Genomic DNA, 20,905 nt, shown 5'->3' with positions numbered 1-20,905 from the left:
TTTTATATTTTTTAACTTCCTAACTCATAAATAAATATTGCTTCTAGCGTAGTAAACTTGCCATATATATGTCAGGTTTGCTTTAATGCATAGACTTTTCGTTTTCTAAGCAATGACTCTCACTTTTTAACGGGCAAAAAAATGACATTAAATAAAATTAGCCAAGCACTTATCTTATCAGGTGCTGTTTTTCTTGGCGCATGTTCTGACGAGCAAGCTAGCACTTCTCAAACTAAGCCTGCTGCAGAGCAAACAAAACAAAGTACTGAACAAAACAACCCACAACTCATTAATGCAGAGAAAAGCCGTTTAGACATATACACAGACTTCACGCTTACTTCTGACCTAAGCCATTTAAGTGACAACCAAAAGCAAATGGTTGGCAAATTAATTGATGCATCAAAAATTATGGATGAGCTATTCTGGCGTCAAGCATTTGGTGATAACAAAGACGCTTTCCTTGCAAAAATTAATGATGAAAAAGTTCAGAAGTTTGCAGATATCAACTATGGCCCTTGGGATCGCTTAAACGGCGACCAAGTTTTCTTATCGGGCTATGAAGAAAAACCACTAGGTGCTGAATTTTATCCAAGCGATATCACTAAAGAAGAGTTAAACAACGCAACGGTTGATGACAAAACAGGTCTTTATTCGGTGATAAAACGTGACGAAAAAGGCCAGCTTTACAGTGTGGCTTACTCAGTTGAGTACGCACAAGAACTTGAAAAAGCAGCTAACTTGTTACGTGAAGCAAGTACGCTTGCTGATGACAAAGAATTCGCTAACTATCTTAGCATGCGCGCAGAAGCACTAGTAAGTGATGACTTCCAACCTTCTGATTTTGCATGGATGGATATGAAGAATAATCCAATTGACGTGGTTATTGGTCCTATCGAAACTTATGAAGATCAACTATTTGGTTACCGTGCAGCGTATGAATCTTATGTACTTATTAAAGATTTAGCATGGAGCGAGCGCTTAGCTAAATTTGCCGCTTTCTTACCTGAGCTACAAAAAGGTTTACCTGTAGACGAAAAATACAAACAAGAAGTCCCTGGCTCTGATGCTGACCTAAATGCTTATGATGTTGTGTATTACGCAGGCCACTCAAATGCAGGTAGTAAAACAATTGCTATCAACCTGCCAAATGATGAACAAGTACAGCTAGAAAAAGGCACACGTCGTTTACAGCTTAAAAACGCAATGCGCGCTAAATTCGATAAAATCTTAGTGCCAATTTCAGAGCAGTTAATTGTTCCTGAACAACGTAAACACATTACCTTTGATGCTTTCTTCGCAAACACTATGTTCCACGAAGTAGCGCACGGTTTAGGTATTAAAAACACGATCACTGGTAAAGGAACTGTTCGCCAATCACTCCAAGAGCATGCAAGTGCCCTTGAAGAAGGTAAAGCGGATATCTTAGGTCTTTACATGGTTGAGCAATTGCTTAAGAAAGGTGAGATCACAGAGGGCACATTAGAAGATTACTACATCACCTTTATGGCCGGTATCTTCCGCTCAGTGCGTTTTGGTGCATCAAGCGCACACGGTAAAGCGAACATGATCCGCTTTAACTTCTTCGCTGAAGAAGGCGCCTTCTCTAAAAATGCTGACGGCTTATACAGCGTTAACATGGAGAAAATGAGTCAAGCAATGGAGAAACTATCTAACCTAATCCTTACTATTCAAGGTGACGGTGATTACCAAAAAGTTGATCAGCTAATCGCAACTCATGGCGATATCAAAGCTGAACTAGCTAAAGACTTAGAAAAACTAAGCCAAGCTAACATCCCTGTTGATGTTACTTTCAAACAAGGTAAAGAAGTATTAGGCCTTTAAGGTTAATGCTTCTTTAATATTAAAAACGCTGCAATTGCAGCGTTTTTTATTGCCTGACCCCTAGTAAAACACGACTAGTGTGCGATGAAGTTCAAACCATATTTGGAGTTTAGCTCTACAATATCCCCGTTGATCAGCATCTTTTGAAACTCAGTATTAAAAGCTTCAATAAATTCATCGAGTTCGCGTTGCTTACTAAAGCCGTAGTAGCCCTGATTAACCGTCACCGGCGGCGATAACATTATGACTTTATCATCGATACCTAAGCTTTCGATCACAGGCATTGCTGCGCGAGGATGGGTAAGTATTAAATCAACTCGGTTATGCATCAACTGTAAAAAACTAGCCCGCACATTACCCACTTCAGATAGCGATAAGTTTGCCTCGTTACGTTTAAATTCAGGACCATAGTTCCAACCTCGAATGGTACCAATAATATCTTTTCGTAAACTGGCAAAGTTTCCAACCCAAGTCACATCATTGTTCTTTTTGGTATATAAAACAATCGGGTCTTCGTAAAAAGGTAAGTCACTAAATTGCATATACTGCTGACGTATAATAGATTTGTAAGGACCTATAATGGCATCAGCTTGACCTTGCTCTACCATTTTTAAAGCGCGTTTTAGTGGCATGATATCGATAACCAACTCGTGCCCTAAACGCCTGCAAATTTCGTGGGCAATATCGGCACCTAAGCCAACCACTGTGCCCTGCTGATCTTGTTCTAAAATCGCAGGAAAATGACTACCAACAAAGTAATAGCTTTTTGCTAAACACGAAAAAGAGCTCAGAATAAGCAACATGGCAAACACTGTGTGTTTCATTTATTCTGTACCCCTTTACGCATCACTCATTTAGCTTAGTCGAATCTTACTAGAACAAATAGTTTAAAAATGCGCTTTTAATGCGGAAATTTGTTCATCAGTGTAAGGCACTGCGGGTAATTTTCCCCAAACTGGTGTTGGCCAAGCCGCATCGGCTGTAAAACGTGCAATATGATGAACATGTAATTGCGGCACCATGTTACCCAATGCCGCCACATTTAGTTTGTCTGGGTTGAATACCTGTTGTAATAGTTTACTGAGTTTGCCCGATTCTTGTAATAAGGTAATTTGTAGTTCTTCAGAAAGATCAATAATTTCTTTAACACCAGCGACTCTTGGCACTAAAATAAACCAAGGGTATTGGCTATCATTCATCAGCAATACTTTACACAGTGGCCAATCAGCAAGTTCGATGCAGTCGTGTTGTAATTCTGGGGCCAAAGAAAACGGCGTGTCAGTATTTTTCATCAATAAATCCTTTGATATTGGGTAAACATACCCTACTTTATAGCATTTTGTTGCAGTTGACTAAGCTTACCATTACCATCGTTGCAGTTTTTATTCGAGCGAAGGTACTCCTGTGCTAAAAAAAATTAAATCTCTCTCACTTGCTTTGCCAGTCGTGGCAACAGCATTCAGTGTGACCGCTGACCCCCTCACTCTTGAACGTATTTTTGACGATCCAAGCTTAGCAGGCAAAGCCCCTGTACAACTTAAATTTTCTCCAGACGGCAGTCGTGTAACTTACCTGCAAGGTAAAACGGATGATTACAACCGCTACGACTTATGGGAGTACAATTTAAAAGATAACAAAAACCGCCTATTAGTTGATTCTGCAGCACTATTTTCTGGCCCTGAAAACTTATCTGACGAAGAAAAAGCACGCCGTGAGCGCCAGCGTATTTTCGGCAAAGGGATCTTAGAATATAAGTGGTCAAAAGACGGTAAAGCGCTTTTATTCCCGCTTAATGGCGACCTTTACTATTATGAGCTTAATTCAGCTAAAAGCCGTAAATTAACCGACACAGAAGCATTTGAAACCGATGCGCGTTTCTCACCAAAAGGGCACTATGTGTCATTTATTCGTGAGCAAAACCTGTACGCTCTTAACTTAAAGACGGGTCAAGAAATCCAATTAAGTAAAGATGGCGGCGGCGTAATTAAAAATGGTATGGCCGAGTTTGTTGCGCAAGAAGAAATGGGCCGTATGACTGGCTACTGGTGGTCAGGTGATGAATCTAAAATCGCTTATACCCGTGTTGATGAGAGCCCAGTAAAAGAAGCTATTCGTAATGAAATTTACGCTGATGAAGTAAAGCTTTTCAACCAACGCTACCCGTTTACTGGTACCGACAACGTTAAAATCCAGTTAGGTGTTGTGAGCATCAACAATCAAAAAACCGACTGGGTTGATTTAGGCGACGAGCAAGATATTTATATTGCCAGAGCTAAATGGTTAAAGGATAACAAAACGCTTTCTTACCAGTGGCAAGACCGCTCGCAACATAACTTAGAATTACGTTTTTATAATAGCGAAACTAAAAAGCAAACAGTTGCCCTAAAAGAAACCAGCGATACTTGGATTAACCTGCACTTTGATTTGCAGTTCTTAAACGATAAAAAACATTTTGTTTGGGCATCTGAGCGCGACGGTTTTAAACACCTTTATTTATATCGCACAAACGGTGAAATGATCCGTCAAATCACCCAAGGTGAATGGGTAGTTGATAGCTTAAAAGGTATCGACGAGAAAAAAGGCATCGTTTATTTTGCGGGTCGTAAAGACACAGCTCTCGAGAGCCACCTTTACAGCGTACCGCTATTCAAAAAAGGCGAAATTAAACGCGTAACTGAGCTTGGTGCTTACCACAATGTAGTAATTGCTAAAGATAACAAAACTTTTATCGATAACAGCTCATCAGTGAATAAGCCTGGCTCTGCGGCATTACGTAAAATTAATGGCGAATTTATCACTTGGCTTGAAGAAAACAAGTTAGATAAATCACACCCATTAACGCCTTACCTAACTGATTTAATCACTCCAGAGTACGGCACGTTAACGGCTGAAGACGGGCAAATCATGCATTATCGTTTATTCAAGCCAACTAATTACCAAGATGGTAAAAAGCACCCGGTTATTGTTAACGTTTACGGCGGTCCTCATGCCCAACGTGTAACGAACAGCTGGCGTAGTAAAAACTTGTACTTCCAGTACATGGCACAACAAGGCTATGTTATTTTCCAACTTGATAACCGTGGTTCATACAACCGTGGTAAAAAATTTGAAGACGTAATTTATAAACATTTAGGTGTTGCAGAAGTAGCAGATCAAATCAAAGGCGTTGAGTTTTTACGTACCCTTGATTACGTTGATCCTGAGCGTATTGGCATTTATGGCCACAGCTACGGTGGTTACATGGCGCTTATGACCATGTTTAAAGCGGGCGATTACTTCAAAGCGGGTGTTTCTGGAGCGCCAGTAACTGATTGGGCACTCTACGACACTCACTACACAGAGCGTTATGTAGGTCACCCTGCAACGAATGCTAAAGGTTACGAAGCAAGTGCTGTTTTCCCTTATGCTGAAGGTTTAAAAGGCCCGCTGATGATTTATCACGGGATGGCTGATGATAACGTGTTATTCACTCATGCCACTAAGTTATTCAAACAACTGCAAGATCAAGAAAAGCAGTTCGAAATGATGACTTACCCGGGCTCAAAACACAGTTTACGTGGCAAAAGCGTACAAACGCACTTACACCAAACTATCACAAGTTTCTTTAACCGACACTTTAACGTTGAGTAATCACTTTTAATTTCGGTAACTTAGACTAAAGGCTGATTGTTAAATCAGCCTTTTTTTTGTCTCAATGTATTCTACTATTTAACTAGATTTTCGACCTATTTTGGCTACGCTTAATACATTGCTCTTAAGAGCATGACGAAGGAATACACATGAATTACTTACGCCGTTTTACGATCTTTCAGCGCCTCGCCATGTTAGTGAGTGTGGTAGTGATAGGTTTAATATTTTTGAGTGTCTCAAGTTTGATGCAGCAGTTTAGCTCGCTAAAACAAGAGCAATACATAAAAACCAAAAACCTTGTTGAGTCTGCCCACTCTATTATCGAGCATAACTATGCTTTATTCGAGCAAGGTAAGCTGAGTGAACAACAAGCCAAACAAGCAGCCCTCGAAACAATTTCTGCACTTCGTTACGACGATAACAATTACTTTTGGATTAATGATTATCAACCCGTTATGGTCATGCACCCATTTAAGCCCGAATTAAATGGTAAATCACTAGCCGGCAGTAAAGATCCAGACGGCGTGCCGTTATTTGTCAACATGGTTAATATTGTCAAAAAACAAGGTGAAGGTTTTATTCCTTATAAATGGCCAAAGCCAGGTAAAGACGAGCCAGTTGATAAAATTGCCTACGTAAAAGGCTTTGATAAATGGCAATGGATTGTAGGCTCTGGTGTCTACATCGATACCATTGAAGAGGCATTCTCTTCGCTACGTAATCATGTGATTATTACCGCGCTAGTGATCATTGCCCTACTAGTTGCGCTAAGCTACCTAATTGCCAATAGCATTCTTCGACCGACACAACTTGCAGCCGACATGATGAAAGACATCTCACAAGGTGAAGGCGACTTAACCCAAAAGCTTGATGAAAATGGCAATGATGAAGTATCTCGTTTATCGCGCTACTTTAATTTGTACACCGCAAAAATGCGTGAGTCACTGAAACATGTTGCCCACAATGCAGATCAAGTAAATCAGTTTGCCCATAGCGTTGATGATGCCAGTAAAACAAATCACTCTTTTATTGAGCTACAAAACGACAGCTCGACTCAAGTAGCAACCGCAATGGAACAAATGACTCATCAAATTCACGATGTCAGTCAAAATGCCGATCAAGCTGAGCATGCCGCTAATGAAGCCGCGCAAAATGCAGAAGCGGGTAAGCAGGTTCTTAACAAGACCATTACCGCCATTGAGACCCTGTCGCATAATATTGAACAAGTTAGTAAGGTAACAGCCGACCTCGCTGCAGAGAGTAACAACATAGGCTCAGTACTTGATGTTATCCGTAGCATTGCTGAGCAGACCAACTTACTGGCACTCAATGCTGCTATTGAAGCGGCTCGTGCTGGCGAGCAAGGTCGAGGCTTTGCTGTTGTAGCTGACGAAGTACGTACATTAGCAAGTCGCACAGGTAAAAGTACTGACGAAATTCAAGCCATGATCACTAAACTACAAACCGGCGCACAAGCTGCTGTTGATGCTGTTTCAGCAAGTCAACAGTTATCAAGTGAAACGGTTTCACAGGCAGGTGAAGCAAATAGTTCACTGAGTGAGATTGAGCGACTTGTCACTATTATCAAAGATATGAACAGCCAAATTGCCCGCGCTACTGAGCAACAAACCAGCGCCGCAGATGAGGTTAACTTACGGATTAATGAGCTTTCTCAATCAACCGAGCAATCACTGTCGAATACCGAAGGGCTATCGAACGCCAGTGAAAACTTAAAACAAAGTTCACAAGCGTTAAGTGATGTCGTTAACCGTTTCAAGCTCGACTAACACCACAAAAAAAGCCCCGCACAGCTGTGCGGGGCTTTTCAAACTTATAGCTTTTAGCTTATAAACAATAACGAGCGAATAAGCTGCTTACTGTTGCTGCGGTAGGCTTACCATGTTGCCAATCACCACCTTCTACACCACTGCCTGCGATATCCATATGAACATACGGTAATGGTTGTGCTGATTCAGTGCCATGTTTATCTAAACCACCAACAATTGCTAAAAATGCCATTGGGAATTGGTGACCACGAGCTGTCACTGCAGAAGCTGCATTGTTACTTGATAATACATCGTCAGCTAACGTGCGAGGGCGAATGAAGTCATAATCTTCACGGCGGCTGCGTGATACTTCTGCACCATCAGCCCATAAATCGCCTAGGTCAGCAATTTGACGAGAAATTTTAGCTGCACGAGCAGGACCATTTTCAACATACGCACTGTAAGGACCCATCGCACGTGCTGCGTGACCGGTTAGAGTTGCAACAGTGAATAGCTCAGGGTTCACTTCGTTTAGGGCGCGATCTTTCATTTCGCTTAGTAAGTCTCCCATTGCTAAACGACCTTCAGCATCTGTGTTACCGATACGAACACGAACACCTTCACGGCTGGTAATGATTTCATCCGGTACGAAACAATCAGAACCAATTGAGTTACGAACTACGGCTAAGTAAGCAATTACTTTTACGCCTTTAGGAGCAAAGTCAGCCACTGATTTCATAAAACCTGCAACCGAAGCTGCACCGCCTTTATCGCGGCTCATACCTGCCATAAAGCCACCCACTTTAAGGTCTGCACCACCGGTATCGTAAACTAAACCTTTACCAACAAACATTAAGGTGCGCTCAACGTCGCCTTCAGGAACATACTCTAGTTTTACAACTCGTGGGTGATGACGCTCAACAGCGTAAGATGCGCGTGCTACGGTGCTCATCATTGGGTAATCTTTATCGATGGTGTTGATATCTGAAATCACTTCTACAGACACCTTACTACCTGCAAATAACTCAACGCAATAATCTGCAAAACGAGGTGGTGCCATACGCTCAGGTTCTGTACCACATAAGTCACGTGCAGCGTATTGACCTGCTGCAATGGCATTAAGGGCTTTGCTCATCGCGTCATCTGCGCCCACTAGGCTAATTTGGCTGATTGGTTCAATCGCCTGACCGTGGAACTCACGTGCTTCAAGAGGTTGCCACAGCGCTTGGCAAGCACCTAAATACGCCACTTCAAGGGCATGCTTGTAACGGCTGTCTTGATTTACATTTGCAAGTAAAATAGCAGGCTGAGTGCTACCCGATGCTTTCGCTTCTAGTACACCTTGCTTTGCCGCGTCAAAGTAACGACGTACATCATCATAATCACGGTTTAGAGGACCTGTAGGCGCTAAAATAACACGTTTTGAGTCAACTACAAGTAATGTTACTTGTTTGCCAATACGCGCGTCTACAGCTTGTTGAGTGTTAATAGCTTGGCTTAAGCTTGCGTCCGCTAAAGAAGAAAAATCATCACCGATAATAATCAATGCATCGTGATCTGCATCCGCTAATTGAGGGGCTGCAACTGCATGAGGGTATGCCATAAAAAAGGTCCTGCTGTTAGAAACATAGGACCTTATTATCATTGATTTAGAGCGCTATTGCCAGCCAAGTAAGATAGCTAACTATAAGGCTGGCAAGCTAAGTTTACTGCTCTGTAACCTGTGTTGAATCTTTACGATGTTTAACAATCACAGACCAAGCTTCAAGCATAACCAGAACACTCACTACCAGTACTAACAAATCAAGTGTCACCAGTAACCAGTTACCTTGTTGGTAGTATTCACCAAGTTTGATAACACCAGCAAAGAACGCCATAACTAATACGAAGCTCATTGGGATCAAGGTGTATTTAGCCGGACGATTCGCTTTAATTAGCATTACCGAGATAACCAGTAAGGTTAAGCTTGCAAGGATTTGGTTAGTCGAACCGAATAACGGCCAAATGATCATACCGCCGCTACCGTCAGCACCACCAGCACCAAAGGCAAGTAATAAACAGCTAAGTACTGCAACTAGCGTAGCTACAATACCGTTACGAATGATACTGATATTATAAATATCGCCCCACTCTTGGATGATATAACGCTGCAGACGCACGCCAGAGTCCATCGTAGTGCCCGCAAACAACACAACCATTACAGCAAGTAAGGTTGATGCCACTTCTTGTGAGATACCCCAACCATTTTCAATTAAGTTAGCGCCACCATTAATGAAGGCGCTCACACTACCGGCACCTAAGTGACTGTATATTTCGTGCCATTCTTCTGGTGATACCGCAAGTGCAACACCACTTACTGCAACCAATGTAATAAGCGCAAGCATACCTTCGCCTACTGCACCTAAGTAACCAACAAAGCGACCATCAGTTTCTTTATTAAGCTGCTTAGAGCTAGTACCTGATGACACAATACCGTGGAAACCAGATACCGCACCACAGGCTATGGTCACGAATAGCAATGGAATAATACTTGGTGTATCTACCGCCGTTTGGGTATTAAACGCAGGCGCTGTGATATCAGGCATTGAAATAAATACCGCACCATAAAGCAGCACTAATCCCACTAATAACTGCATACCGTTGATGAAGTCACGTGGCTGTAACAGCATCCATACCGGCAATAATGAAGCAATAGCCGCATAAATAAATAAGATAATGATCCAGTTCGCATTAGCACTTAAGCCGAACATCTCATCAGGTAACGCAATCGGCATGCTACTACCAAGGTAAATGGTATAATAAAGAATCGCTACACCGATTAAACAAAGCGGAATTAACGACACTTTACGGCGTAGCAACTGGCCAATTACTAAGGCCACAACAATCGCTGACCAAGCAGGGAATACCGCGTTAGGCTGTGATACAAATGATTTGGCTATTACCACACCGAATACCGCATTCACCATCAGCAGCACTAAAAACACCACAATCATAAATAACGCACGGGTGCGTTTACCGATTACGCTTTCAGATAAAGCGCCCATTGATTTGCCTTTGTTACGCGCACTGGCCCATAGAGCCCCCATGTCGTGAACACCAGCAAAAAAGATAGTACCAAATACCACCCAAAGTACCGCAGGCACCCAGCCCCAATATACGGCAATCGCAGGGCCAACAATTGGCGCAGCACCTGCAACAGAGGTGAAATGGTGGCCCCATAACACAACTTTGTTGGTTGGCACATAATCCACACCATCCTCAAGTTCATGAGCTGGTGTGATAAAATTATCATCCATTTTAAATATTTTTTCGGCGATGAATTTCGAATAAAAGAACCATCCGAACAACATACCGACTATTCCGAGCAGCACGATTACGACCGATTGCATAGTCATCTCTCTTTTTAAGTTATAATGTTGTCTAAGGTGTTGAACTAGATAGGCCTAGCACCCCAACTAGACACTAACAAACTTTCAAGCACCAAGGTGTTAACCTTTAGTCTAATATACTCAGCTGAAAATGCTCATGCGCTTGGCTCTTTATTCCGACACCTATCCCTAGCAGGCGCACTGGCTGGTTATTACCTCGCTCATAGGCTTTGCTCATTAACTCAGCAAAAATGCGTTCGTCTAATTGGTGGTGGCTTTGATCGGCACTGGTAACAACAAAGTTGGCAAATTTTACTTTTACCGATAACTTATTGATGCAGTTGCTTAGTTGCTGTTTATCAAGGCGACGAGTTAATTCGTCCATCAAACGAGGTAACTGGCTTAAACACTCGTCTAAATTATTTTTATTGTATTCATAGGTATGCTCAACACTGAGTGACTTACGTACTCGCTCAGTCGAGACTTTGCCAACGTATTCACCTGCACACTTTTGATATAATGACACGCCAAAGTTACCAATGTGTTGCTGCATCCAGTTAACCCCTTTCGCGCGCACATCAGCCCCTGTGTAAAGCCCTTTAAGTTGCAGCTTTTCTAATGTCACCTTGCCAACGCCGGGAATTTTGCCAAGCGGTAAACTCGCCAAAAAGTCATCAACTTGATCAGGCAATACGACAAACTGACCATTAGGCTTGTTTTCATCACTGGCAATTTTGGCAATAAATTTAATCGGTGCAACGCCTGCTGATGCGGTTAACCCCGTCGTATCATAGATTTCTTGGCGAATTTGCTGTGCCATCAGCGTAGCACTGCCCCTACAAGCAGTACTGTCGGTTACATCTAGATAGGCTTCATCTAAAGATAAAGGCTCAATAAGGTCAGTATACTTTGCAAAAATAGCTCGAATTTGCGTTGAGATTTCTTTATAGACCTGCATTCGTCCAGGCACGATAACCAAATCAGGACATAATTGCTTGGCATGATAGTTAGACATCGCCGAGCGAACACCATATTTACGAGCAATATAGTTGGCTGTTGAAAGCACTCCGCGACGACTATTACCGCCTATAGCCAGTGGCACATTGGCAAGCGCGGGGTTATCACGCATCTCTACAGCTGCATAAAAGCAGTCCATATCGATATGAATGAATTTTTTCATCAGGAATATAACAACTGTTTATATATACAGTTATTATATTTAAACTTCCTGAGAGTGCAAGCTAAGAGGTTTGGCTTGTTTGTTGGTTTGGCTTTTTACGGCTGATAAGCCGTGAACCAAATAACCAAAACGCGGCTTCTAATAACAAGCCCACGACAATTAAAGCGATAAATCCTGACATTGTGCCCATGCTATAACAGAGCAAAGCTAGAGCAAGTAAGATGAAAAGTGCGATCCACTTTATCACCCTCAAGGTTAGTTGCTGCATAATTAAGGTCCTTTAATGTGTGTTCATTTTGCTCACACTTTACGTAAGCGTGAACTTATAAATCTAGCACAATCTACTGACTTTTCTAATTTCCTTGAGCTAAAAGCAGCATATTGCTAACCTAAGTTTTCTCACAATCAACTAAGATTTACTATGCAATCGTTTATAGAACAACATCCTATCAGAACAAAAATTAATGTTGCATGGGGTGAAATGGATGCCCTGCAACACGTCAATAATGTGGTGTATTTTCGCTACTTTGAAACAGCCCGTATCGATTTTTTTACTCAACTAGGCTTTCTTAAAGATTTACAAGTAACAGGTGTCGGCCCGGTGATCAGCGAAAACAATGCTCGCTATAAACGTCCGGTGACATTTCCTGATACAGTGCATGTTGGTGTTAAGATTAGTGATATTGAACAAGATCGTTTTATGATGCATTACACTGTATTTAGTGAGAGCCAAGACACAGTAACAACAATTGGCTCATCACAAGTGGTTATGTTTAATTTTAAAACGGGTAAAAAAGCCCAGTTAAATGATGAGTTATTAACTGCACTTAAAGCCCATTCTAGCGATTAACAAGGATCTATTATGCTATATAGCCCACTTGGTCGAAGTGGTATTGATGTATCTCGTGTATGCTTAGGTAGCATGACATGGGGTATGCAAAACAACCAAGCCGATGCCGATGAACAAATCGCCTATGCATTAGATAAAGGCGTTAACTTTATTGATACCGCAGAAATGTATGCCGTACCACCTTCTCCAGACACCTACGGTAAAACAGAAGAGATCATCGGTAATTGGTTAGCGCGTAATAAAGACAAACGTGATGACCTTGTCATTGCAACTAAAATTGCAGGTAACGGCTTACCTTGGGTACGCGATGCAGGCGACATTACCCGTCAGGCAGTGGTTGAAGCCGTCGATGCTTCACTTAAACGTCTCCAAACTGATGTTATAGACTTATACCAATTACATTGGCCAAACCGCACTTCACCACACTTTGCTAAACAATGGCCTGGCATCGTTCGTTTTTCAGAGGCAAACACTGAGCAAAATATCGCTGGCATGTTAGATATTCTCGAAGGTCTGAATGACTGTGTAAAGGCAGGTAAGATTAAACATTGTGGTTTATCGGACGATACCCCTTGGGGCATTAGTCAATACCTGCGTTTAAGTGAGCAACACAATCTACCGCGTATGGTATCGATTCAAAACGAATTTAGTTTATTGCACGCTAAAGATTGGCCATATTTAATAGAACAATGTATTCACGAAGATATCGCTTATCTGCCTTGGTCACCCCTTGGTGGCGGCATGCTAAGTGGTAAATACTTAAATGGCGCACGTCCTGAAGGAAGCCGTTGGACACTAGTGCAACGTAATGGCCTATTCAGAGACACACCACAATCACAAGCTGCGATTGCTGACTATGTTGAAATTGCTAACGCCTTTAATTTAACACCTTCGCAACTCGCACTTGCTTGGTGTAATCAAGTAGATGGCGTTAGCTCAACAATCATAGGCGCAACATCTATGGCGCAGTTAAAAGAAAATATCGATGCTTTTTCAATTGACTTAACAGATGAAGCCCTTGAAAAAGTGGCACAGGTATTCAAAAACTATCCAATGCCTTTCTAAGTAAAAAGCCCTGCAGTTAATTATGCAGGGCTTTAACCACACAATGAACTTAGTTAAAATCGATACCCTGCTTGCAAAGTTATACTTCTACCTGGCTCAACCCATGTTGCATACATTCCTGACGGTGCGAACGACATATCTGTACTGTAGCTACTAGTCATCTTGTCAGTTAAATTTTTACCTAACAATGCAACAGACCATCCAGACTCTAAATCCATTAAACCGAAACGCATATTGACTTTGCCGTAGCCACTTTGCGCTGTATATGGATTTAGATCGTAATTAGTGAAATAACGCGATTTAAATTCACTCTCAAGATTAAAAGTAAACTCCATCGCTGAACCAAACTCTTTAATATAATCAAGGTTAATACTGCCCGACCATTTAGGCGCATACGCCCCTGTTTTACCACTTAAGTCACAGGTTTTACCTGAGCTTTCAAGGTTTGATGGTTGATACATCGCACTGTTAAAACATTTGGCACCTGTAAACTCATCCCAGCTAAAATCAAGATACGCAATATTGCCTGACAACTGCCAGTTGTCGGCAATTAACCAACGACCATCGAGTTCAACGCCTTGGCTTGATGATTCAGCGCCATTTTCAACATAAAAACCTGCAACACCATCAAATGTTGATGTTTGTAAATCTTCAAACTGCATACTAAATACTGCGATATTCAAATCAGCAGCACCGTCATCCAAGGTAAATTTAGCGCCCATTTCATAGGCTATTACTTTTTCTGGTTCAAATTGCCAATTTGATGCTAAATTAGCTCTCGCGTCATAGCCACCAGCTTTAGACCCTGTCGACATTGATACATAGGCCATTGCATCATCAAACTTACGGGAGATATAAAGCGATGGGTTGAATTCATTTTCATCACGTTCACCATTTACTTGATGTTGCTCAAGCCCTAGTTGAGAGCTTAAAACTCCTAAATACATTGATGTAGGTAAAACTGCAGGTAACCCCATTGCTTGCAAAGTTGCTGGAACATTCACCTGTGCCATATCATTGATAGGTGTACCTGAGCTTAGCTCGATCATGCTTAAACGTCTTGATGCTGATTTATCTTCTTGCGAGTATCGTAAACCTAATGATGCCTGCCAATTAGGTGCAAATTGATAATCAAACTTTGCAAATACTGCTTGTGTATCGCTGTCAGATTGATAATCACGTGGACCTATCGCATTAAGTGGATAAATTCGATACAGTTCAGAAAAGTCGAGTTCTGTGGTTTGAAAGTATAGACCCGCAATATAATTAAACGGCCCATCATTATACGAACTAATACGCAGCTCTTGACTGAACTGCTGAAAACTTTCATCACTCGCTTGGCGATAGGTTAGAGGTGCAGGGCCATGATCACCATCATTACTTTGCAACATAGTATAATCTTGCCACCCTGTTACCGAACTAAGTACGTGTTGGCTTAAATCCCACTCAACATTTAAAGTCCAATAATCAGCCTTGAACTCCCCTTGCTCATTTTCACCTAAAGTGGACAAACCTTTGTTAAGCTTATCGCCGATTACATAACTACTTACATCCCCAAATACGGCAGGTAATGGCGCATTATATAAAACAGGCTCTGCAACTGGCTGGCTTGGTGTGATACCAATATTATCTTCTTCGTCATGTTGATACTTCAAAGAGACATCCAAGCTCTCTAAAGGCTGCCAAGTCAAAGTTAAACGACTAAAAACCCCATCGCGCCCAACTTCATCACGCTTTTGCAGTGTATTGTAAAAATAACCATCTTGGTCAATTACTTTTACCGCTGCTCTAGCCTGAAAATGTTCAGTTACGCCTCCACTAATAGCACCATCAAAAGTACTGCCATTATTCAACTCATAGCTAAGATTTGCATAACCTGATAGCTCCTCAGTGGGTGCTGCGCTCGTTATATTCAGAGCTCCTGCGGTGGTATTTTTACCAAATAACGTTGATTGTGGTCCTCTCAATACTTCAAAGCGTTCGAGATCAACAAAAGCGCTGCGCATTTGATAAGCACGACCACGATAAACGCCATCAACATAAGTACCCACGGTTTGCTCAAAACCTTGGTTTGGGCCAGAGCCTAAACCGCGCATAGTGATATTGTAGCCCTGCCCTGACTGACTGATATTAAAGTTTGCTATACGTGATGACAGCTCCTCACTATCGTTAATGTTTTTACTTTGTAGCTCTTTACCCGATATGGCAGTGATCGATAAAGGCACATCCTTGACACTTTCAACACGTTTTTGGGCCGAAACTAAGATTACTTCAAGTTCTTTGTCATCTGCTGCTTTTACTTCAGCCATGCTACCTGTTGCTAAGATTATTCCTAAGGTAATGGCATTAATTTTTGTTTTTGTGTGCATTCAAATTCCTCAGAGAGTGCTGATATTCAGCAATTTACATAGCCACCTACTACCACTGCCACAGTGCGGTTAAGCACAGCAACACTCCAAGCAGTAATAAAGTGATAAAGACTAAGCGTAAAAATTGTGTTTGATTAATTGTATGGTGAAAGTAGTTACCAATAAGCGCCCCAAACAGAACACATGGGGCGAGCATTAGAAAGTGGCCCAACTGCCCTGCTAATTGTCCTGAGATAAGAAACCAAAGAGTTAAACAGCTATTTAAAATAAGCCAAATAGTTAGAAGCGTGGCGCGAAATGAAGTTTTGTCTAAACCACTGCGAGCCATTGCATATACAAGAAGAGGCCCTCCTGATGCAAATAAACCATGCGTAATACCTGCACCACCTATCACGGAAAGCTGTACAGGCTTACTCAAAGGCATAGCTGACGCTTGCCAAATGGCACGTCCCGCAAACCAAATGATTAATAAAGCAAATAATACTTTTGTTAATTGCGCTGGAAAATAAGGCGTTAGTAAAGCACCAATCATTGTGCCAAGCAGCATTGGAGGTAAAATCTGCTTTGCTAACAAATTCAACTGAATATACGCACGCAGCTTAAACACCATCACTGAAGTCATTAGTAAATTAAGTGGCACGAGTAACAGCATTGCTTGCTGAATATCCATAAATAATGCTGCAATTGTTAAGGCAATAACGATGCTACCAAAGCCAGTCATAGCTTCCACTGCAAAGGCAAAAATAATAGCCGCCCCTAAGCCTATTACAACCATTACGCAACCTCCCACTCACTGGCAAATTTACGTGCCATAAAATGCATGTATAAACTTGGAATTAAGCGGTATAACAACGCCGAAAAATATGTAAATCTATCAGGGAAAAGCCGTTGCTTATCAAGTCGAATAGCCTCACAAATTTGCTTTGCCATCCAGTCACTCGTACGCATTTTACCAACCATTGAGCGGGCATGGTTGGTTTTTCCGCCATCGCCATTTAATGCATTTTTATCAATCGGAGTATCTAAAAAACTAGGATATACCATCAACACCGACACGCCCGTTGGGCGCATTTCAGCGCGAAATGTTTCGAAATATTGGTGTAACGCAGATTTAGCTGCGCAATAGCCTGCTCTGGCCATAACAGGCATCCATCCAGCCATAGAACTGATATTTACGATTTTGCCATGTGCTTGCTGTAATGGTTCGATTAAGCCTGACACAAGACGTACAGGCGCAAAGTAATCAACAGCCATTACTTTTTCTATTACCTCTGGACGAGTAATGCGAGCCAAAGAACGATGCGTAATCCCTGCATTATTAATCAGTAACGCTATTGAGCAATGCTTAGCTTTGATCTGCGTTATTAACTCATCAAGCTCGTCCTTGTTCGCTAAATCACAGCCATATAATTGCGCATTAATTATTTGTCCGCATTGCTCTTGCAACAGCTTAAGGTCTAGGTCAATCAATACTAATTGATATTGAGTTGCTAACTGTTTTGCTAAATCTAAACCCAACCCAGAAGCCGCACCAGTAATCACAGCAACGGGTAACGATGGATTAATCATATGGATGCCTCTTAATGTTATTAGTGAGATAAAAAGCAAATACTTCTTTACTCGATTTTTGTGGCTGGTAGGCAAATTGCTGTTTCAGTGCTTGATTGCAAAGTACTGGGCGGTAACGTAAAAAATTAAGTTGTTCAGGGCCATACTGGGTCATTCCGAATAGCTTCGCGACCCGTAAGCTGAGTTTTAAAAGCCAAGCAGGAAGCTCAATGACAGGTTTGTTTAGGGCTTTAGCAATTTCTTTTATGCCCATAGCTCCATCACCAGCTAAATTAAAACTGCCTTCACGATTTTCTGTAACCCCCTGTAAAATAATCGCTAAGACATCTTCATCCCAGATAAACACAAAAGGAGAGTCACTGCCTTTAATGGCAATTATTCTTGGCTTATTAAATAAATCAGTAATCTGATTATTAGTAGTTTTACCAAGCACAGTCCCCGGGCGAAGTACTAACTGTTTTAGCTGCGGATGCGTATATCGATAGTTTTTTAATAGCTCTTCGATTAAGCGTTTATGATGGCTATAAGCAAATTCAGCATTACCTCTTAACGGATGTTGTTCGGTTAACCAGCTAGGGTTATCAGCGTGATAACCATAGGCAGCTCCAGAACTCGTTACCGTAATATGCTGCACATTTGCCTTAACACATGCTTCAAGCACATTTCGAGTGCCATTGACGTCGATATCAAAGTCTCGAACGGCATCTTTAGACGGTTGTAAAATACTCGCTAAGTGCACAACATGTGTAACATTGTGTTCAAGCATAATTTCTGCGAGTCGCGTATCACGCACATCAAGTTGATAGTAATGACAACCAGTTTGAGGGAGATCAACAATATCAATACCTACCAGCTTATGCTGTGTTGATAGCGACTCGACTAACCGTTTGCCGATATAGCCTTGGCTACCTGTTATCATGATCTTATGAGCCACATTGAACCTCTTTATTACTTGCGATCTTTATACCGTGTTTACGATCATGGTGTTGCCAGTAAAAACATAGCCCCATACCTGAAATTAGATGCCAACATCCCCATGCTGCTGCAATAATGGCCATGCCTGTTAAATTATCGAAAAAAGTAAAAATAATACCCAAGCCTAGACCAGAGTTTTGCAGCCCTACCTCAAGCGTAATCGCACGCGTATCCGCTTTATTCAGTTTCATAATTCTGGCACTCGAAAAACCAACCAATAGTGCAATCGCGTTATGAACAATCACCGCCAGCAGAAAAATACTGGCACCAGCAATAAATGCGGACCAATTACTGGTAAGTGCAATTAATACAAATAAGAACAAGGTAAGCAGAGAAATAAATCTAAAAAAGGGTTCACTACGAGCTGCGAATACAGGCCACAATTTAGCAGCAAGTAGTCCCAAACTTAGTGGTAACGCCAGCACTAGAGCAACAATCACAAGAATATTACTTGCAGGGACATTAATTTGGGTCAGCAACACAGCCGTATCTGGGTTCAAACTGCTATAAAGCATAAAATTAAACGGTGTCATTACAGTTGCAGCAAGACTTGCTACTCCTGTCATACTTACCGACATCGCGGTATTGCCTTTTGCTAAGAAAGTAACAATGTTAGAAAAACTACCTCCAGGACAACTACTAACAAGAATAAGTCCCAATGCAACTTCAGCAGGCATAGGAACCATTAAAGTAAGTAACCACGTTATCAGCGGCAGTAAAATAAACTGAGCTAATAACCCTGTAATAGGTCCTCTAGGTGCCTTAAGTACACGCTTAAAGTCTGCAAGTTTGAGACTAAGCGCAATACCAAACATCATCATGGCCAAAATTAAGTTTAAAGTGATTAAGCTTGCTTGAGACATCATTTATCCCATTTTTAATTGGCGCATTTCATCATTAATCGCCGCTAGGTAGTCAGCTTTATGAACATAATACGCCATGCGTTCAAGCTCTAAATAATTCATACCACCGTCAATTCTGACAGCTGCTTTACGCTTCACTTTTTCAGCAAACTTAGCCGCTTTAGTAGGGTTATCTAGTTGCATTCGGATCACTTTAGCAACTAGCTTTGCCTGATCATCACGGCCTTGCCAACCTAAACCAGTTGCTTCAACCATCCCCATCACATACAAGTTTTGATGTAATGGATTAAACACATTTAAATACAAGCGAGGAGCATCCCCCTGCCAGTTAAGGTGGGCTTGGTCTAAAAACGGGTAATGCAACTTGTAACCCGTTGCTTCTAAAATCAAATCATAGTCAGCTTTATTGCCATCAGTAAACGCGGCTCCCTCCTCGGTTAACTCAGCAATTGATGGTCTAACTTTGATATCACCATGACCAATGTGATGTAAAAACAATGAATTAACCACAGGGTGCGATTCATACATTTTATAGTCTGGATCAGGTAAGCCATATGAACTTGGTTTGCCTGAAATAAGCCTAACTAATGTACCATCGACTATTTGTTTCAATTTATTCGGTAATCGCACTTTACCACCAAGTGTATCTGTAGGCCTGCCTGCGACAAATTTCGGTAAAAAGTAATAACCTCTGCGTACCACCATATCTACAGATTTTGCACGATGAACCGCATCGACTGCGATATCACACGCAGAGTTGCCACAACCAATTATCAGAACACGTTTACCTGAAAATAAGCCTGCACTTCGATATTCACTTGAATGAATTTGCTCTCCTGCAAAAGAGCCCTTGAACTGTCCCCGGTTAGGGTGATGCAAAGTACCATTAGCGAGCAATAAACCGCTCGCTAAAATTTCTTTTTGCAGGCCATTTTGCACATAGCTAACTCGCCAAAACTCACCTTCTGGCTCGCAATGAGAAACCCATGCTCCAAAGCGGTAATGCTTATAGAGGTCAAAATGTTTAGCGTAGGCTTGAAAATACTCACGCATTTGATCATGTTTTGGATATGTTGCGACGTGTTCTGCCATTGGAAAATCAGCAAACTCGGTCATTCTCTTTGATGAAATTAAATGAGCTGATTCATACATGGTGCTGGTTGGGCTATTAATATCCCATAAACCACCTACATCACTGTGTGCTTCAAGACCAATCACATCAATGCCAGTCTCAGCTAGTCGACGAACAGTACAAAGACCCATTGGGCCTGCGCCAATTACAACGTATGGATGCATACTCATTCCTACATAGATAAATCAAAGTGTGACAACCAGATTAACTATTTTTTAAAAACTTGTAATAGCGATGACAGGACAAAAACCAGTTAAAACGAGACATCATTTCTTAGTTGTGCTATAAAAATCACA

17 protein-coding genes are annotated in these 20,905 nt (G+C 41.6%); 5 read left to right on the top strand and 12 right to left on the bottom strand.

Features of this window, described 5'->3' with window-relative positions; genetic code table 11:
* Positions 1–141 precede the first annotated feature (141 nt).
* On the top strand, positions 142–1,842 hold the full coding sequence (locus tag QUE86_RS11345; protein ID WP_130049565.1) for a dipeptidyl-peptidase 3 family protein: 1,701 nt from the start codon (positions 142–144) through the stop codon (positions 1,840–1,842).
* A gap of 74 nt (positions 1,843–1,916) precedes the next feature.
* Here QUE86_RS11345 and QUE86_RS11340 read toward each other — a convergent pair whose 3' ends face one another.
* Together QUE86_RS11340 and QUE86_RS11335 are read right to left on the bottom strand one after the other, a co-directional pair.
* The gene (locus QUE86_RS11340) at positions 1,917–2,666 is read right to left on the bottom strand and encodes a substrate-binding periplasmic protein (RefSeq protein ID WP_130049566.1); all 750 of its coding nucleotides are present in this window, start codon (positions 2,664–2,666) and stop codon (positions 1,917–1,919) included.
* A 63-nt stretch (positions 2,667–2,729) separates the two neighbouring features.
* Complete coding sequence (locus QUE86_RS11335) at positions 2,730–3,134, bottom strand: HIT domain-containing protein (RefSeq protein ID WP_286257276.1); 405 nt, start codon at positions 3,132–3,134, stop codon at positions 2,730–2,732.
* Between the two features lie 112 nt (positions 3,135–3,246).
* On the opposite strand from QUE86_RS11335, the gene QUE86_RS11330 reads away from it, so the two are divergent.
* Together QUE86_RS11330 and QUE86_RS11325 are read left to right on the top strand one after the other, a co-directional pair.
* Complete coding sequence (locus QUE86_RS11330) at positions 3,247–5,472, top strand: S9 family peptidase (protein WP_239977651.1); 2,226 nt, start codon at positions 3,247–3,249, stop codon at positions 5,470–5,472.
* A 149-nt stretch (positions 5,473–5,621) separates the two neighbouring features.
* Positions 5,622–7,259: a methyl-accepting chemotaxis protein gene (locus tag QUE86_RS11325; RefSeq protein ID WP_286257273.1), complete on the top strand. Its 1,638-nt coding sequence runs from the start codon at positions 5,622–5,624 to the stop codon at positions 7,257–7,259.
* A 58-nt stretch (positions 7,260–7,317) separates the two neighbouring features.
* Here the strand turns inward: QUE86_RS11325 and QUE86_RS11320 are convergent, their stop codons facing one another.
* The 4 genes from QUE86_RS11320 to QUE86_RS11305 all read right to left on the bottom strand — a co-directional run bounded on the left by QUE86_RS11320 (position 7,318) and on the right by QUE86_RS11305 (position 12,054).
* The gene (locus QUE86_RS11320) at positions 7,318–8,841 is read right to left on the bottom strand and encodes a M17 family metallopeptidase (RefSeq protein WP_130049570.1); all 1,524 of its coding nucleotides are present in this window, start codon (positions 8,839–8,841) and stop codon (positions 7,318–7,320) included.
* A 103-nt stretch (positions 8,842–8,944) separates the two neighbouring features.
* Complete coding sequence (locus QUE86_RS11315; RefSeq protein ID WP_130049571.1) at positions 8,945–10,627, bottom strand: carbon starvation CstA family protein; 1,683 nt, start codon at positions 10,625–10,627, stop codon at positions 8,945–8,947.
* A gap of 106 nt (positions 10,628–10,733) precedes the next feature.
* Positions 10,734–11,786 (bottom strand): DNA polymerase IV, encoded by a 1,053-nt coding sequence (gene dinB / locus QUE86_RS11310; RefSeq protein ID WP_130049572.1) that lies wholly within the window; start codon positions 11,784–11,786, stop codon positions 10,734–10,736.
* 61 nt (positions 11,787–11,847) lie between these two features.
* Positions 11,848–12,054: a hypothetical protein gene (locus QUE86_RS11305; RefSeq protein ID WP_054562678.1), complete on the bottom strand. Its 207-nt coding sequence runs from the start codon at positions 12,052–12,054 to the stop codon at positions 11,848–11,850.
* A 153-nt stretch (positions 12,055–12,207) separates the two neighbouring features.
* On the opposite strand from QUE86_RS11305, the gene QUE86_RS11300 reads away from it, so the two are divergent.
* On the top strand, positions 12,208–12,636 hold the full coding sequence (locus QUE86_RS11300; RefSeq protein WP_130049573.1) for an acyl-CoA thioesterase: 429 nt from the start codon (positions 12,208–12,210) through the stop codon (positions 12,634–12,636).
* A gap of 12 nt (positions 12,637–12,648) precedes the next feature.
* Complete coding sequence (locus QUE86_RS11295) at positions 12,649–13,701, top strand: aldo/keto reductase (RefSeq protein ID WP_130049574.1); 1,053 nt, start codon at positions 12,649–12,651, stop codon at positions 13,699–13,701.
* Positions 13,702–13,754: 53 nt separating this feature from the next.
* Here the strand turns inward: QUE86_RS11295 and QUE86_RS11290 are convergent, their stop codons facing one another.
* The 6 genes from QUE86_RS11290 to QUE86_RS11265 are packed head-to-tail and all read right to left on the bottom strand — an operon-like array spanning position 13,755 to position 20,773.
* On the bottom strand, positions 13,755–16,070 hold the full coding sequence (locus QUE86_RS11290) for a TonB-dependent receptor (RefSeq protein WP_286257264.1): 2,316 nt from the start codon (positions 16,068–16,070) through the stop codon (positions 13,755–13,757).
* 49 nt (positions 16,071–16,119) lie between these two features.
* On the bottom strand, positions 16,120–16,845 hold the full coding sequence (locus QUE86_RS11285) for a sulfite exporter TauE/SafE family protein (RefSeq protein WP_286257262.1): 726 nt from the start codon (positions 16,843–16,845) through the stop codon (positions 16,120–16,122).
* Positions 16,845–17,639, bottom strand: coding sequence for an SDR family NAD(P)-dependent oxidoreductase (locus tag QUE86_RS11280; RefSeq protein WP_250661707.1), 795 nt, complete (start codon positions 17,637–17,639; stop codon positions 16,845–16,847). Before QUE86_RS11280 ends, QUE86_RS11285 begins: the two co-directional genes overlap by 1 nt.
* Positions 17,632–18,573 carry an SDR family oxidoreductase gene (locus QUE86_RS11275; RefSeq protein WP_286257260.1) on the bottom strand — a complete coding sequence of 314 codons (942 nt, stop codon included), beginning with the start codon at positions 18,571–18,573 and terminating at the stop codon, positions 17,632–17,634. Before QUE86_RS11275 ends, QUE86_RS11280 begins: the two co-directional genes overlap by 8 nt.
* Complete coding sequence (locus QUE86_RS11270) at positions 18,563–19,480, bottom strand: bile acid:sodium symporter family protein (RefSeq protein WP_286257259.1); 918 nt, start codon at positions 19,478–19,480, stop codon at positions 18,563–18,565. Before QUE86_RS11270 ends, QUE86_RS11275 begins: the two co-directional genes overlap by 11 nt.
* The gene (locus QUE86_RS11265; RefSeq protein WP_130049579.1) at positions 19,481–20,773 is read right to left on the bottom strand and encodes a flavin-containing monooxygenase; all 1,293 of its coding nucleotides are present in this window, start codon (positions 20,771–20,773) and stop codon (positions 19,481–19,483) included.
* Between the last annotated feature and the right edge of the window lie 132 nt (positions 20,774–20,905).

The organism is Pseudoalteromonas apostichopi (assembly GCF_030297135.1).
Taxonomy (GTDB): Bacteria; Pseudomonadota; Gammaproteobacteria; order Enterobacterales; family Alteromonadaceae; genus Pseudoalteromonas; species Pseudoalteromonas apostichopi.
This window is presented reverse-complemented; position numbering and strand designations above follow the sequence as displayed.